This window comes from Enterococcus sp. AZ071 (genome assembly GCF_050499065.1).
GTDB lineage: Bacteria > Bacillota > Bacilli > Lactobacillales > Enterococcaceae > Enterococcus_A > Enterococcus_A ferrettii.
In genome coordinates this window covers 634,420-650,281 of record NZ_JBIPAS010000002.1, presented here as the reverse complement: position 1 = coordinate 650,281, position 15,862 = coordinate 634,420, and the positions used below count along the sequence as shown (strand labels likewise).

The 15,862-nt window shown below is 37.5% G+C and carries 14 protein-coding genes; 5 read left to right on the top strand and 9 right to left on the bottom strand.

Translation table 11 applies throughout. From position 1 onward, the window contains the following. Positions 1-692: 692 nt before the first annotated feature. Positions 693-1,886 (top strand): ATP-binding protein, encoded by a 1,194-nt coding sequence (locus tag IGI49_RS21650; RefSeq protein WP_429965529.1) that lies wholly within the window; start codon positions 693-695, stop codon positions 1,884-1,886. A 111-nt stretch (positions 1,887-1,997) separates the two neighbouring features. Here the strand turns inward: IGI49_RS21650 and IGI49_RS21645 are convergent, their stop codons facing one another. From IGI49_RS21645 to IGI49_RS21620, 6 genes are all read right to left on the bottom strand, one after another. Beyond that, positions 1,998-3,842 carry a beta-L-arabinofuranosidase domain-containing protein gene (locus tag IGI49_RS21645; protein ID WP_429965530.1) on the bottom strand — a complete coding sequence of 615 codons (1,845 nt, stop codon included), beginning with the start codon at positions 3,840-3,842 and terminating at the stop codon, positions 1,998-2,000. A gap of 39 nt (positions 3,843-3,881) precedes the next feature. After that, positions 3,882-6,434, bottom strand: a complete 2,553-nt coding sequence (locus IGI49_RS21640; protein ID WP_429965531.1) for a sigma 54-interacting transcriptional regulator — start codon at positions 6,432-6,434, stop codon at positions 3,882-3,884. 264 nt (positions 6,435-6,698) lie between these two features. Beyond that, positions 6,699-7,178, bottom strand: a complete 480-nt coding sequence (locus tag IGI49_RS21635) for a PTS sugar transporter subunit IIB (protein WP_429965532.1) — start codon at positions 7,176-7,178, stop codon at positions 6,699-6,701. A gap of 12 nt (positions 7,179-7,190) precedes the next feature. Continuing rightward, positions 7,191-7,997: a PTS system mannose/fructose/sorbose family transporter subunit IID gene (locus IGI49_RS21630; RefSeq protein ID WP_034693710.1), complete on the bottom strand. Its 807-nt coding sequence runs from the start codon at positions 7,995-7,997 to the stop codon at positions 7,191-7,193. Continuing rightward, positions 7,990-8,787 (bottom strand): PTS mannose/fructose/sorbose/N-acetylgalactosamine transporter subunit IIC, encoded by a 798-nt coding sequence (locus IGI49_RS21625; protein ID WP_429965533.1) that lies wholly within the window; start codon positions 8,785-8,787, stop codon positions 7,990-7,992. Before IGI49_RS21625 ends, IGI49_RS21630 begins: the two co-directional genes overlap by 8 nt. Positions 8,788-8,799: 12 nt before the next feature. Further along, on the bottom strand, positions 8,800-9,207 hold the full coding sequence (locus IGI49_RS21620) for a PTS sugar transporter subunit IIA (protein WP_429965534.1): 408 nt from the start codon (positions 9,205-9,207) through the stop codon (positions 8,800-8,802). A 202-nt stretch (positions 9,208-9,409) separates the two neighbouring features. On the opposite strand from IGI49_RS21620, the gene IGI49_RS21615 reads away from it, so the two are divergent. Continuing rightward, the gene (locus IGI49_RS21615; protein ID WP_429969603.1) at positions 9,410-10,303 is read left to right on the top strand and encodes a MurR/RpiR family transcriptional regulator; all 894 of its coding nucleotides are present in this window, start codon (positions 9,410-9,412) and stop codon (positions 10,301-10,303) included. 68 nt (positions 10,304-10,371) lie between these two features. On the opposite strand, the gene IGI49_RS21610 is transcribed toward IGI49_RS21615, so the two are convergent. After that, positions 10,372-11,325: an NAD-dependent epimerase/dehydratase family protein gene (locus IGI49_RS21610; protein ID WP_429965536.1), complete on the bottom strand. Its 954-nt coding sequence runs from the start codon at positions 11,323-11,325 to the stop codon at positions 10,372-10,374. Positions 11,326-11,760: 435 nt separating this feature from the next. Here IGI49_RS21610 and IGI49_RS21605 point away from each other — a divergent pair, with 435 nt between their 5' ends. Next, positions 11,761-12,552: a PrsW family glutamic-type intramembrane protease gene (locus IGI49_RS21605; protein ID WP_429965537.1), complete on the top strand. Its 792-nt coding sequence runs from the start codon at positions 11,761-11,763 to the stop codon at positions 12,550-12,552. Between the two features lie 315 nt (positions 12,553-12,867). Here the strand turns inward: IGI49_RS21605 and IGI49_RS21600 are convergent, their stop codons facing one another. Continuing rightward, a complete protein-coding gene (locus IGI49_RS21600) occupies positions 12,868-13,452 on the bottom strand; it encodes a TetR/AcrR family transcriptional regulator (RefSeq protein WP_429965538.1) in 585 nt (194 codons plus the stop codon). Between the two features lie 12 nt (positions 13,453-13,464). Continuing rightward, positions 13,465-14,193, bottom strand: coding sequence for a DNA alkylation repair protein (locus tag IGI49_RS21595; RefSeq protein ID WP_429965539.1), 729 nt, complete (start codon positions 14,191-14,193; stop codon positions 13,465-13,467). A 343-nt stretch (positions 14,194-14,536) separates the two neighbouring features. Between IGI49_RS21595 and IGI49_RS21590 the strand changes: the two genes are divergently transcribed. After that, entirely contained in the window at positions 14,537-14,983 is a 447-nt protein-coding gene (locus IGI49_RS21590; protein WP_429965540.1) for a PTS sugar transporter subunit IIA, read from the top strand. Positions 14,984-14,991: 8 nt separating this feature from the next. Continuing rightward, a complete protein-coding gene (locus IGI49_RS21585) occupies positions 14,992-15,843 on the top strand; it encodes a PRD domain-containing protein (protein WP_429965541.1) in 852 nt (283 codons plus the stop codon). Positions 15,844-15,862: the final 19 nt, after the last annotated feature.

Below are 15,862 nucleotides of genomic sequence, written 5' to 3'. Positions count from 1 at the left end.
AGAAGTTTTTATTTCATCTATTGCCGTATATGTATTAAGCTTCTTTGTAACTATCGGCCCTTCAATCCATTTGCAAAATCTTTTTAAAGAATCATCAGTACAAGAAAGCGAAAAGAAAATAGATACAAAAATTGATCTTACTTCTTTTGGCGATTTTCAATTTGACCGTGCTAACTTAAAGCCTTTATATGTAAAAGTAGAAGGTACAACAATGAATTTCCAATTTGATTGGAGAAATGATTCTTCTTTATATAACAAAAGATCTTTTATGGGTTCGCTCGTTAAATATAAATTCTTTCAAAACGGCATTGAATTACGTGATGATTTTCACGAAAGGTCAATCGACCCCGATGATGTAGACCTTCATTTTAATATTGAAAAAAAATACTTCGTTACAGTTAGGAATCACTGCTTATTTACACGACAATTTACCCGTTACCGTTAAAATGATTCCATTAGAAGGAGAAGCGGCTATTAAGTTTGCAAAGTACGTAAATTTTTAAAATAGTAGTCAATTTATTTCACCTCTTGAGAAAAAGCTTTATATCAACGTTTATCGAGAGGTGAAATAAAATAGTAAGCTTTGATTTGATTTTATTTGATGAGATAGTTCATCAGGCACAAATTTAGTTTTACTTCAAATTCTATTAATTTTAAACGAAATTGGAAGTTTACTTCAAAGAGGACTGCTCATGTTTCAGCGACCAGAATATCTTCAACAACTCATTCAATTTGAGAATACTGATTTTATCAAAGTCATTACGGGTGTACGACGTGCTGGAAAGTCTGTTTTACTGATGCTTTTTAGGGAGTATTTATTACAAGAAGGGGTTCCTGAAGATCATATCATTTATATAAATTTAGAAAGCTTTGCGTATCAAACCGTCACTACCGAAGAAAAATTTCGCAATACAATTAGCGGATTATTACCTAAGGATGATCAGAGAATCTATTTTCTATTTGATGAAATTCAAGTCGTTGATGGTTGGCAACGGGTAGTCAACGGTCTTCGTGTCAGCTTTAATAGTGATATTGTGATCACAGGCTCTAATGCAAACATGCTTTCAGGTGAATTGGCTACTCTTTTAAATGGACGTTATATTGAAATCCCTCTGTATCCTTTCTCTTTTCAAGAATTTTTACGAGCAAAAAATATTGATCTAGCTTCTCGTAAAGTAGATAGTGCTTATAATGAGTATGAGAAATATAGTGGTTTTCCCAACGTGGTCATCGCTGAGGAGTCAATCAAGGATACCATCTTAGCGGGGATTTTCGATACGATTGTTTTGAACGACGTCGCTTTACGAGCAGGTGTGAAAGACCCCGCTGTTTTAAAATCACTCATTCGTTTCTTAGCCGATAATGTTGGACAATTGGTCAATGCGTCAAAAATTGTCAATACGTTGAAAAGCGAAGGCATCGAAACCACTAATCATACAGTTAATCGCTATTTGGATTTATTGGAGAACGGTTATCTGTTTTACCAGGCTAAACAATATGACATTCGTGGCAGAGAGTATTTAAGAACAAATGGCAAATACTTTATTGTGGATGCTGGTTTAAGAAGAAATGCTGTAGGGAGAAAAGATGGAAACTACAGTAATCGCTTAGAAAATATTGTTTACATTGAATTATTACGTAGAGGATACACCGTTGATGTCGGTAAGCTGAGTAAAAAAGAAATTGACTTTGTCGCCAGAAAATTGGATGAAACCCTTTACGTCCAAATCACTTACGAATTACCCGATAATCAGCACGAGACGGATAATTTACTTCATATAAAAGATAACTACAAAAAAATAGTCATCACTGGCCGCTACTCTGAGGTTGAGCAGGTGGATGGGATTCCGATTATTTATATTGTTGACTGGCTACTTGCTGAATGATGAAAAAGTGTCGTTAAAATGACTATCTTATTGACACTTTTTCATCATCTGTATATAGAAGCTGTGATAACAATGATTTATTGGACAACAGTTCTTAGATATGTTACTTTGTTATCCTTTTCTTTCAAAATAGATTGAATAGGTCTCATTTGAAACTTCTGATATGGGAACAAATTTTATATTTTTTTCTTGTCCTGTGGTGATATAGGTGCTGTCCCGCCAAAAACTATGGTGTCTCTCATTCAGTGGCTGGAAAAGCCCCTCATGGATGTGTATTGGTACATCTTTCTCAGTTAATCCGGCTAAAACTAAGGGGCCATCAATAAAGGCTACGCGATTAGGATTGCCAGGCAGCGTAACCATTTCAATAGACTTTTTAAATTCAATTACAATCTCACTAACTGAGGTAAGATTTTCGATGGTTACAAATCCTCGATTAGCTATATAATTTCGTGGTTGATTATTGACCCATAGAAGTGTCTCCTTTGACCATTTTGGCACACGAAAGTTCAATGTACAGAAGCCTTCACCTGTTAGGATAATTTTATATCGGTAGCTTGATGGTCGTTTGCTGGGAATATCACTGCTAGATTCATAGGACTGAATAACCTGCTTGCCAAATTTATTAGAACGCTCCAAGGGACCTTCCCCCAGCTGACTATCTTGAATAAGCTTTATTTTCAGCTGACCTTCCTTTGCTTCTAGGATCGTTTGGGAAGGAATGTATTGGTTTATGGTTACCGTATTTTCTTCTTGATAAAAAACACACTCTTGATACGAGCTCTGCGCCTGGACTAAAGTGCCATGACAACACCAAAAATGCTTTAAGGGATCGCCCCAGTTCTTCTGACTACAAGGCTCCATATCAAGAAAATAAGTAACCATTCCAGTGTTTTTGTTTTGCTGTGCCAGAATACCATTGTATAGATTCAATTCTTCAAAATCTCCATATTTAGAATCCCCCGTCCACTTAAATAAATAGTGAGCCAAACGAATCATATGATAGACCGTGCAATGCTCCTGAGCCTTGCCTAAACGACCCGAAAAATCTTTAATCGGAGTCCACAGCTCCCCGCAGGAAATCCCCCCTGTAATATAAGTCCCGCGCTTTTCAACTGCCATTTCCCAAAATTTTTCTACAATCGATCGATACTTGGCTTCTTTAGTGACCTCCCAAATACGGGCGATACCCAGAATTTCAGCAATTTGAGTATTCGCATGCTTGTTGGTTAATACATCTTTTCCTTCTAACAGCTGATCAAAAAAAGAATGCCGATAATAGAGGTCAATTAATTGGCGATAGCGCGGATCCTTCGTAATGGCGAACAGCTCCGCCCAGATTTCTAACATCCCTCCTGTTTCATAAGACAAAATATTTTGAAAAGTCTCCTCATTTACTCTCTCACACCAATGAATAAACCACTCACTGAACTGAATAAGAATAGCGAGTGCCTCTTCGTTATTAGTATATTTGTAAACATCTAACAAGCCCATCATCGTTTTGTGAATGGTGTAATGGGGAGCCCAAACAGCTTGCTTTTTTTCCATCCGCTGCATGTATTTTTCGGGAATAGAAGCCACCCAGCCATCGCCGTTGGCCTGCTGACACCTAGCCAAACCAGCTATAATTTCTTCGGTTTTTCCAGCGATCACTGGTGAGTTAGTTGCTCCGTAAATTTTAGCAGCGGCCGATAACCAATGGCCGAGAAAATGACCACGAATTTCACAGGTGACAGCTTCCCATCCCCAATGCCACTCATCTGGCTGTTCTACTTGCTCTTCCGGATCAATGGTTGTGCTAGAATTCCCGCTATAACTCCAAAGACCTGCTTCTAACAAATAACTACGCAATAAATTATCCGTCCGCAAGCTTAACATATAATCATAATTCTTCGAAAAACGCTTGTTAAAAACGCTGGCTTTTAATTGGGTATTTTTTATTATTGATTTAAGCATCGTTTGTCCTTTCTACTTAGTGATGACTAGTGACCACCTTTATTTCTTTTTAGAAATCAACTCATTGATTAATTGGAAAACCATTCCAAATTCACTCTTGGGAATTTGGATATTGTACTTTTGACGGATTTTTGAGAAAACAAGCTTTGAAAAACCTAAGAAATCGTCAAATTTCTCTTTTTGCGAAAGAACATCTGGGGATAGCTCCTCATCGATCTCATCATGCCGTAAAATCCGTTCAATCATAGATGACAGATGCAGGAATAGGTTGATTCTTATGAAGCTTTGAATCTCAATATCGTAAAATTCTTCGTAAGCAATAATGGCTTCCTCGATTTCGTTAACGACCATTTCGGGATTTAAAAAGGTTAATCTAGCCGTTGCCCCTTCGATCGTAAATAATTTAACAATTTCATTGATACAGTCTTTCCGTTTTTCTTCAGCAATAAATAAAGCAAATCGTTCCAATGTTTCTCGTCCATTTACAATTTCTTCAATGTTGACCACGGGGACCCGCTGTTCATTCATACTAGGGGTTGTAAAAATGGCAATCGTATTTTTAAAAATGGTTAAATCCTCCCGCTTAAATTGCTGCTGAACGTTTTTGTAATCCATAGTCAAAATCTCAATTTTTTCATGATCAAAATAATGGCTAAGAATTTCTTTCACCTTGATCGCAATTCCTTCTCCAGATAAGCAGGTCACTAAAATATTATTTTTTTGAGACAGCCCCTCAAAGTATCGTTTTTCAACGGTGTATTTCGTCGTATCTACCTTCACAATCTCATTCATGGGAACCTTCGCCTTCAGTTGAAGGGCAATATCTAGCGCGGCTGCCGATGAAACATTGTTTAACACAAGTAAATCTCCTTCGACAAAAGGGGTGATTTTTACATACATTTCTTCTAAAGATCCCATATCTACAAAAACAACCAAGCCATTTTTCGTATCGATTTGCTTGATATATTGAACAATTTCTTCAATCAGCTGAGTGCTTGATAATTCTAGCGGCAAATCGAAGCCATCATAGATATAATCATTCACCAATTGATTGGCCATTGCTGCCATGCTTGTTGCATTGTTGAATCCGTGCATTGCAATTACGGCTGGTATTATCGATGTGATGATTTTTTTCTTGTAAAAGAAGGCCGTGAAAAATAAAACCAATTGATCAGCCTTTTCGGTATAAACCAATAATTCTGAAACCACTGTTTTTGCTAATCGAAGGTATTTGTGTAGCTGCATTCGTTCTTTGGTATTAAGCTCAATTGAAAGTGGGTAAACATAATCAAAATGTTGGAAAAAATGCAACAGCTCTATAAATTTGTCGAGCTCCATTTGTTCTAATGGTATCCCTCGTTGGTTAAATAGCTTTTTCACCAAATCTCTATCATACTCAACCTGGCTTTCTTCAAATTCATTCTCGATGAAAATTTGATAGCTGCCGTATTCTTGTTTAATACAACAGTGAATATTAAAAACTAAATTTTCGACCGAATTCAGCAATCCCTGAAAGTTTTTTATCGCTGAGGTATCTGCCAATTCTAACAAGCTGCTGCTTTTCTTTGCTTGTCCCTTACTTGCTGTTTCGGTTGAAAATAATTGATACCTTTGATCAGAAGAACCTTTTTTATTAATAACGATGGTCGTTTGGGAGTAATGCTTGGCTACCATTACTTTGATTTCATTTTTTAATTCCCCAACGTTGCCTTCATACTGGCTTTTTTCAAGCCCTTCGATTATTTCATAGGAAACTTGGATGGTTTTCTTTACTTTTTTGACTTCTGATTGAAATAAGGCTAAAACTAGTTCGTGGCGTTCTATCAATGGTCGATCGGTAAACTTTGGCAACGTGATAGTCAGAGGAATTCTTCGTCTAAAGGTGGTCAATAAACTAGAAGTTATTTCTTCTGTAGTAGCCATAATTAGTCGTACATCTGACGACTGCCAATTGTCGTTATCTCCTAAACGCCTAAACTTTTGTGAATCTATTAAAAGAAAGAGCTTTTCCTGATTTTCAGCACTTAAATTGTGAACCTCATCCAAAAAGAGAAAGCCGCCTTGCGCCTCATCGATTAATCCTTTTTTATCGGTTTCTGCACCAGTGAAGGCTCCTTTAATATGTCCGAATAAAACTGATGACAGCAATTCCGGATTATTTGCATAGTCAGCACAATTTAAAACTACAAGTGGTGCTTGAGGAGGAATCACACCATTGTCTTTCGCATACTGAAAGATCAAGCTGGCTAGATAACTTTTTCCTGTCCCACTTTCTCCTCGCAGCATCAATGGCAGTCCCTTTGGGTAATTAACCGCCGCTTTACACTTTTGAATGCTGTTTTTTAAGGAGGAATCATAGCCAATAAAGCCCTCAAAGGCTTGACTGCTTTCTTGATTTTCTTTATAAACAAATTTGGTCGGACGAGTATTTATTTTCGTTAAGACCCCTTCTTCAACCAAACGATTCAAATGGTGACTGGCATTGTTGCGGCTTATATTCAGTGCTGTAGAAATGCATGATGCCGTGTAAAATTCCGCCTTTTCCTGGGTGTCTCTGATATACCTGATAATCTTATTTTGTTTTGTATCCATAACTGACCTCCAATAAGGATAGTTATTTCTATCATAAAGGCTTTTATATTATAGTTAAATAGTTTTTTAGTTATCTCAGTGTCTGCTTTTAAAAAAAATCTTTTTGCTCTGCTTTATTCTGATTTTGAAAATTTTTCTCGATAAAGGCTTTTCCTGAATTTCGAGAGTTTTTATCCAAATAGTCTGCAAAAAGTCAAAAGGAGACGAACGATTTTCTATTGATCGAGTTGATCAATGAGAAACAACCTTCCATCTCCTCTCTTCCTATAATTCGCTGACGGTCAATTCTACTACTGGGTCAGAAGGTGTACGAATAGTGGTGATTCTGACTCCTTTTGCTAAAAGCTCTTTAAGTGCTGCGCGTTCCGAGGCAGTAACATTAATTCCTGCTTTAATCTTTTCAGTATTTTCTCTTGAAGAGATATTGCCCAAATTTACTTCTTTAATGTCTAATCCGTTGTTTAACAAATAGAGAACATCCTCTGGCGACTTTACCACTATGAAAACGTTTTGTCCGTGGTATTTTCCATTTGAAATATTTGCTACTGCAGTATCTCTAGCAATGATTGAAGTTCTTACCGTTGGCGGTGCAACCATTCTCAATAAGTTCTTCTGAACCTCGTCGGCTGCAATCGGATCGTTGATGACCATGATTCGATTTGCTTTCAAATTATTTGTCCACAGTCCCGCGACCTGTCCATGGATCAATCGATCATCAATACGAATATGTTTAATCCCTTTCATTCATTTACCCTCCTATTTTAAAATACCTAATACATAACAAAGGATAGAAAATACTAATAGAATTCCAATTACCTTGACTGGAGTCATTTTATTTTTCCCTAATAAATAGTAGACAAAAACAGCCAGCAAAGCAGGAACCAAATTCGGCATAATCTGATCCAAAAGATCCTGTATTTTCAGCGTTACATCGCCCATTTTATATTGAAAAGCAACATTCGCTTTGACGACTGAAGGTATTAATGCTCCTACAACCATCAACCCAATCGTAGAAACAGCAGCTGTAATGCTGGCCATTTTTTCATTAAGTGAATCAATCAAGGACATCCCTGAAATTAATCCAGCTTTGAAAAATGGAAAGCTCAGACCTAGCAAAACTAAGCTGACGATCAGCCATAGAATAATTCCAAAAACATTGCCCTCTAAAGCCATGTATGAAGCAATCGCTCCAAAAATTGTCCAAGGAATTGTAATCATCACAGTATCTCCCAGTGCCGATAGAGGTCCCATTAACGCTGTTTTCAAAGAAGTCACTGTTTCTAATGATTTGGCTCCTTCATTTTCTTCAATTCCAACATTCAAGCCCAAAATATACGGACATACCCAAGGGGTGCAGTTGAAGAACTGCAAGTGTGCCGTCATTGATTTTTTCAAATCTTCGGGCTTGTCTTTGTATACTTCTTGCAGAACCGGCAGCATTGAGTAAGCATAGGCAAGGGATAATTGCTTTTCATAATTTAATGAATTACAGCTGGTAAACATCCAGCGAACTAAAGATTTGGTTCTAGCTTTGGTAAATGTTTTATTTTCCGTATTACTCATCTTCATCGAACACTCCTTCGTATGACGTTGTGGTGATTGCACCAACAGTTTCTCCATTGTTTTTATTATATGTCTTCAATACATGGAGCGCCCAAGCTCCACCTAATAAAGCTACCCCCATAATAGGTATTTCAAAGTAAGCAACTAGTACAAAGCCAACAATCAAAGGGGTAAGGTAGTCTCTGGTTGGCAAATAGCGTAGTAAGATCCCTAAACCCATTACTGGCAGTAGTCCTCCTGCAACAGTTAATCCCCCAATTAGCCATTCAGGCGTCCGATTTACAATAAAATCAACGAGTGTTGGTCCCATCAATACACAGAGTAAAATTGGTACACCGGTAGAACACATAGTCAAGACTGTGGCAATCCAATGACTAATACCGATTTTTTTGTAATTGCCATTTTGTACCGCTTTTTCAGCTTCATGTTGAAAGAAGATATTGATGGTCATTTTTAAAACATCTAATTGAACCATTAATAGCGCAACAGGAATCCCCAAAGTAACACCCAATTCACGACTTTGCCCAGTCGTAATAGCAATAAACGTTCCTACTACTGCAGCCGTTGCATAATCAGGTACAGAGGCCCCACCAAATTGGCTCACACCTAAAGTCATCAGCTGTAGACTAGCACCAATATACATCCCGGTTTGCATGTCCCCTAAAATCAACCCAACAATCGTTCCACCAACTACTGGCTGCCATAAATTAAAGTGCAGCCCGTAACGATCCAAATTAATAAAAAAACCAAAAAAGATAACAAATGCTATTTGCAATACATTCGGTTCCATTTTTTTCCTCCCCTATTCATCCTCTTCTGTGGCAACATTTACAATTTCTCCGCACTTAGTAACAGTTAATTCCCCGCATTCTTCAATCATCGGTAATATTTCACTCAATTTCGACTGTTGCATAAGTACGGCATTTAGTACTTGTGGAAAGCCGACATTTGACAAGATGATTGCTTCCTCTTTTTTTTGAAGCTCCAGATAGAATGTTTTGAATGGTGTTCCTTGAAATAAGTCTACCATTACCAGAACATCGCCTTCCAGCTTTTCTATCAGCTCGTGCACTTCTTGCTGATAGTCATAGACACTTTTATCTCTAAGTGCTATGGAATGAACCTGCTCAAGATCCTTTGTAAAGTATCTTAATGTGTCAAGAAAGCCATCTGATAAACTTCCATGGGATGAGATCACTATATGATACATTTCTTCACCTCTCTTCACTTTACTATTAAGCAAGTAGCGTGCCAATATTAAACTAATCGTATTTCCTTTAATAGCAATGGTTAACAGCTAAAAATAGTGTCCCCGAGGCTGTCGACACTACCTAATCTTTTGGGACACTACTAAATTGGTTCTTGCACTCTAAGGTTTCTCTTACTAAAATAAACAATAGGAGGTGTTAGTATTGCTTTTACAAGAAAAAATGAAGCAGAGACGATTTTCCCCAAATGAACGAATTGTCGTTGATTTCATTTTAGATAAACAAGAACAAATAGAACCCTATTCCACTAAATCAATTGCTGGGGAAACTTATACCTCTCCTTCTGTTTTAATTCGAATAGCAAAGAAATTGAATTTCAATGGGTGGAATGATTTCAAACCAGCCTTTTTAGAAGAGGTTCATTATTTACAGTCCAGTTTTAGCAACCTTGATGCAAACAAGCCCTTCAGTTCAAAGGATTCACCTATGACTATTGCTGCGAAAATAACGCAATTAAAAATTGAAAGTGCTAATGATACCCTTTCACTTTTAAAGCATGACACCTTGCGAAAAGCAGTAAGAATTCTCGAGGATGCGAATAATGTCAAAGTTTTCGGACTATACAACACCTTATTTCTCGGAGAAGAGTTTGTTCATAAACTGAAACATATAAATAAACGGGCGGAAATAGTAATGGTCTCCAATGCCTTGTACCAAGAAGCGACAATGATGACTTCTGCTGAATGTGCAATTTGCCTATCCTATTCAGGAGAAACTGGAGAACTTTTAGATACATGCAAAATATTACGTGAAAACAAAGTACCTATTATTGCTATTACAAGCATTGGAGAAAATAGCCTATCAAGATTTGCTGACGTGATTCTCCGGATCTCCACTCGGGAAACTTCCTACTCAAAAATTGGTGGTTTTTCTTCACTAGAATCGATTTCGTTAATTTTGGATATTCTCTATTCAAACTTTTTTGCAATTCATTTCCAAGAAAACTATGATTATAAAATTGACTTAGCCCGAAGAACAGAACATAGACAAATTCAAAATCAAATAGTAGATGATCAGGCTGAGTTTAGTTTTGATTAAAAGTTCACCTTAAAAAGACGTAATGATCGGTTGTCATTACGTCTTAAATCATTTCTTCCAATACTTTATTAGGGAACTGAAATGATCCCTCTTTCAATGTAACTCTTTAAACTGTCCTCCACCACATCACTTGTTTTATATTTTGGCGAATAGCCAATCAGGTTCTTAGCATTTTTAATGCTATAGTGACCGCTGCGTGCAATATGGTAATATGTTTTATCAATATGATACTCATCATCTATATACTCACACCATTTTTCCCAGGACAAAAATTCGATTTTGGGATCACGATTAAAGAACTGGTACATCAAGGTTGCATATCCGTATAAAGTCAGTGATTCTTCTGCTACGGCGTGAAAACTCTCACCCACCGCCTGGTTCCTATGATTAACTGCATCTACAAACATCTGTGCCACGTCTGAAGCATGTACATGATGCAATGTTTCCATTCCGAAATTTGGAAGATAGATTTTCCCACCTTCAGCAATTGTTTGAAACACCATACTATCTTCATTTCCTAGCGGATTGATAAAAGTCCAGCCTGGTCCTGAAATTTGTCCTGGCATAATTACAGTGGCAGGGAAGCCTGTGGTGCGAAACTCTTTTTTCAAATACTGTTCGCTTTTGTATTTCTGGCAACCATATTCATCTAATGGATGTTTCACACCGTTGGGATCCGCTGGAACAAGCTCAGCTCTACCATGTGCCCAAATAGACGAACAATATAAGTAGTGGGAAAGGTTTGTTTCTCTTAATGCTTCTACCATGCTTTTTACATCTTTCAGCGTAAAGTTGATTAAATCAACAACCACATCAGCATTCAAATCTGCAATTTTTTGAGAGAAATCCTCAGTCTTACTTCTATCTAATTTCACTTGTTTCACCTTCTCCCATGCGGGGTCTTCAATATATGGTTTATTGATACCACGACTGATAGATATAACTTCATGTCCTGCTTTGGCTAATCTGGGTGTGAGGTACGTACCGATATGTCCAGCTCCACCTATAACAACAATTTTCATATGTTAAATTCCTCCTAACTTTGTTTAAATAGTATCATTATCTTTTTATCAAAAAACGTTGTTGGGTCCATCTTAGAACATCGTTTCAAAAATACTTTGTTTCTCTGCTGATTTTTGTAAAAGTCATTCTATTTTTATCATATAAAATAGTCCTTGGTTTATTCGTTTTTAAAAAACGTTTAACCAGATGAGTTCTCTATTTCAAAACAAAAAAACGAAACTCTTAATCTACCGTTATAGTTGATTACTCCCTCAACACGCAGTAATTTCCCTTCCACAACTACTCATCAAATTTGAATTGAACAATCTTTTTCAGAGAAGTTTAGTTGATTTGAGAAAGTTAAAAAAAGAGCCACAGTTCAAGCCTTCTCAATCCACTATTTAGCTTCAGTCATGCTACAATTTGGAAGAAGAAGGAAGGTTAGAGTCACTATTATGAAGAAAGCATTGGTTCTGTTTTTCTTACTGGTAATTGCTTTTTTGGGTCTGGACTATGAATTTGGCAATATGGCTGATTTGGGTTTGTCCACCCATGACTATCAGCAAGTTTTTTCTGCTATTTTACTTCTGCTTATTTACGTTCTACCGCTCTTGTATTTGTTCCATACGGCAGCGAAGCGTTGGGAGATATCCCTGATGTTGTTTCCCTTTATTATTCTCTTTGGCGGATTTTCCAGCGGCTGGATCGCCACTTTTGGTAATGAGGCAGTCGGCTCTGGTTTGACTGCACTATTTGGTCATTCAGCACTATTGAAGCAGTGGTCAGATGCACTTTCTGCACCGTTTGTCGAAGAATTTTCCAAGGGTTTATTTGCCCTTTGTTTTCTTTATTTGTTGAAAATTGAAAAGCCGCAAGGAGCCTTGCTTACTGGAATGGGAGTAGGATTAGGTTTTCAGCTGATTGAAGATATTGCTTATATTTCGGACGCCGCAGAAAAATCCCTGCGCGAAGTAATTCCTGAAGCATTGAATCGTGTCTCTGGATCAGTCAGTTCTCATTGGGTTTATACGGGCATTTTTACATTAGGTGTATTCTATTTAATCAAGCATGTAAAAGGACAACGTGCGTACCTGTGGCTGTTAGCTCCAATCATTTTACATTTTCTTTGGAATTCACCTTGGAATAATACCTTTTGGCTAGGACCCGTGTTGAATGCCCTAACGATTTTGTTGCTCGTTTATCTTTTCTTAAAGCTGGATGGCGAGTCGGAAATTGTGAAGGAATGACTACTATAGCTGACGTCTCTTTTACTTAAAAAGATGAGGTTCTCTGAAAAACTTATTATGCTATAGTTAGGATAACTTAACCTTTATTGCAAAAGGAGGATTTCGTCAAGACAATATTGATGAAGTAACTGCCGATATTCCTAAAAAGCTCTATTCGATTCGAAGTGTCCATAAACTTTCTGGTCACTGAGGCTATAGCAGCTATCATTTTAGCTTGAGGGATTTAGAAAAAGTATGCATTATGAATGCCCCTGAGCAGTTAGTTTCACCTACTTGCTCAGGGGCATTTATTAGGAATAATCTGAACTTACTTTCTTACATCTTTTTAAAACCTGCAACTAATCGAGTAACTGTTTGAACAATCATTTGGTCACTTTCATCATTAACTGCGGCTGGATAATTCAAAGCCATCTCATTAAGTGCCCCTGAAAGGGCATGGGTGACCCATACTGGATTTACTTCATCGGTTAAATAATTCTGTGCCTTTAAATCCATCAAGTGCTGTTGCAAAGAATTCATTGAGTTTTCTTGATCCGCTTTGCGCCAGGCATCCCAACCAACCACTGCAGGAGCATCCACCAATAAAATTCGTCGACATTCCAGCGCATTGGCTCCTTTAATGAAACCAATACACCCGAGAATTAGTTGCTGCCAAGGGTCGTCACTGGTTCGTGCATTTTTTTCGATTTGTGCAGCGACATCCTGCTGTACGTGATCCAATACAGCCAGAAAAAGTCCCTGCTTATTTTTGAAATGATGATACACTGCACCACGAGTTACTTGACCTTCTTCAGCGATTTTCTCCAGTGAAACACTATGATACCCATATTGAGTAAAATGCCTACGCGCGATTTGCGTCAGCAAGGCTGTTGTTTTGCGAGTTGCCTCTTCTTTTCTCATAGAATTTCCTTTCTATTTTTGATTTCTAGTTCCATGCTTGATAATCCAATCTTGGGCTTTGGTGCTAGGTGATTGCCGCCATTGGGCAATCAACGCATCTGCTTTGTCAGGAGAGTCTTTATAAAGATCATTTAGGTTATTACCAACACTTTTTTGCACAAATTTTTCAGGATCATCCTTTAAATTCGTCAAAATTTCGCAGTAACGTTCGTGTTCGTCCAGCGCCATCGATAGTTTTTCTGACCATGGCAAACGTAAACGAACCCCTTCGCAAGCTAGTCTTCTGACATGTACATTATCATTTAAAGTCCACTGGATCAATTCGTCCATGACTTCCTTAGGATGCTCCTTCAGTAAAGGACGAACTGCATACTCTCCGGTAAAACGTTTGGTTAGCTCCTTTAAAAAAGCCAACGACACCTGCCAATCTTGATTACCGTTGCGTTCGACATAACGACCAATCGGCCACAGCCACCAGCCAAAGCTAAACATACCTTCTGATTTTTCCAATTCCGGGCCCAGCAGCTGATAAAAGATCTGAATATTTTCGAAATAATCAGGACTCATATATTTATCCATCGCATCTACAATGAAATCAAAACGAGCAAAAAGTTCTTTGTTTTCCAGTTGTCCCTGTATTTCTTTGGTAAAATTCGCCGCATCAAAATTTGGGGAAACCTCCGCTATTTTTCCTGCCAGTTCACCAACATAGGCATCATTATAGTGATCCTTGTGCTTCATCCTGCCTCACTCCATTTTTCCTTTGACTTTAGCATACATACAGTCTGTATGTCAATTCTGCTCGAAAACCATTAAGAATAGAATTGAAACTACTTCGTTTACTCGCACTCATCATGTAGTTCTTATTAACGATTTTTACTACATATATACAAAACGGAGCGGGGTTTAATATTCATTTTTTTAAAAGAAAAGGTTTACAAGAATGAAGACATATGATAACTTTAAAGTGTAATTAAGGAATGTTATTAGTTCGGCTAAGCATGACCGGTTTACCAAAATCCGTGGAGATTTTGTGTAAATGGGTCTTTTTTGTTCATTTTTTTAGAAAAGGAGAGGGATTAAAATGGATTTGTTAAGTCCGGTAATCGGGAAACTAAAACAGATTGAAACGGTAGATGATGAAATGTTTGCTACCAAGATGTTAGGAGATGGAGTGGCTATTTTACCACGAGACCCGCGAATCGTCTCTCCAGCAGATGCTGAGGTAACTGCTGTATTCCCAACTGGTCATGCCATTGGTTTAAAAACAGCAGAAGGAATTGAACTGTTATTGCATTTAGGAATAGACACCGTAGCTCTTAAAGGTAATTTTTTCCAAAGTAACGTTCAGTTGAATCAATCGGTCAAAGCCGGCGAATTACTCGTTGACATGGATTTTTCAAGTATAAAAGAGGCCGGATATGATACAGATGTGATGCTGATTATCACAAATACTGCCGGAAAAAGCATTGAAAAGAAAGCTTCATTAGGTGAAGTGGACTGTGCAACCCCTATTCTTACAATAAAGTAGGTGGAATAATGATCATAAAAAGAGTACTTAATAACAATACGATTATTAGTCTGGACCCCAATGGAGCAGAAATAATTGTTAAAGGAAAAGGAATTGCTTTTGGGAAGAAGCCTGGACAGAAAGCAGATAAAAGTAAAACTGAAAAAGTGTTTACGTTAGATACTACGGAAACCATTCGCCAATATCAAGAAATCATTATGGATATATCAGAAGATATCATCGAACTGACTGAAGAGATTATTGAAGTGATAAAAAATGGCACTGAAAAAACCATCAGTGACAAAATTTATATCACATTAACCGATCATATTTCAAATCTGTTAGAACGAATGGCATTAGGCATTCACTTCGACAGTACTCTTTTGTGGAATGTTCAGGCACTATATCCAGAAGAATACCAATTAGCTGTCCAGGCGGTTGCTATGATCCGGCAGCATTTTGACTTGCCAGTTGCCAACGATGAGGCCAATTTTATCGCGATACACATTGTCAACTCAGAAATGGATTTAGAAATCCAAGAAACCGTTGGGATTACCGAGACAATCAATCAAATCTTGCTTGTGATTGAAGAATGTATGGATACTACTGTATTTCTCGAAAACTCCGAGCTTGATAAGGCCCGCTTTGTTCTGCATCTACGTTTTTTACTTCAACGAATTATTCAAGAAGAAATATTACAATACGATAAAAGCGATCACATGATGGCACTATTAATGAAGGAATATCCTCATCAGTCTGTCTGTGTGTCGAAAATTATGCAGGTCATCTCTGAAAAATATCAAAAAGAAATCGAAGGAGAGCGCCTGTTTTTACTGATTCACGTCATTCGTTTAACAACCGCTAAAGAAATCAGCGGATAATTTGACTATTAAGGAGGGA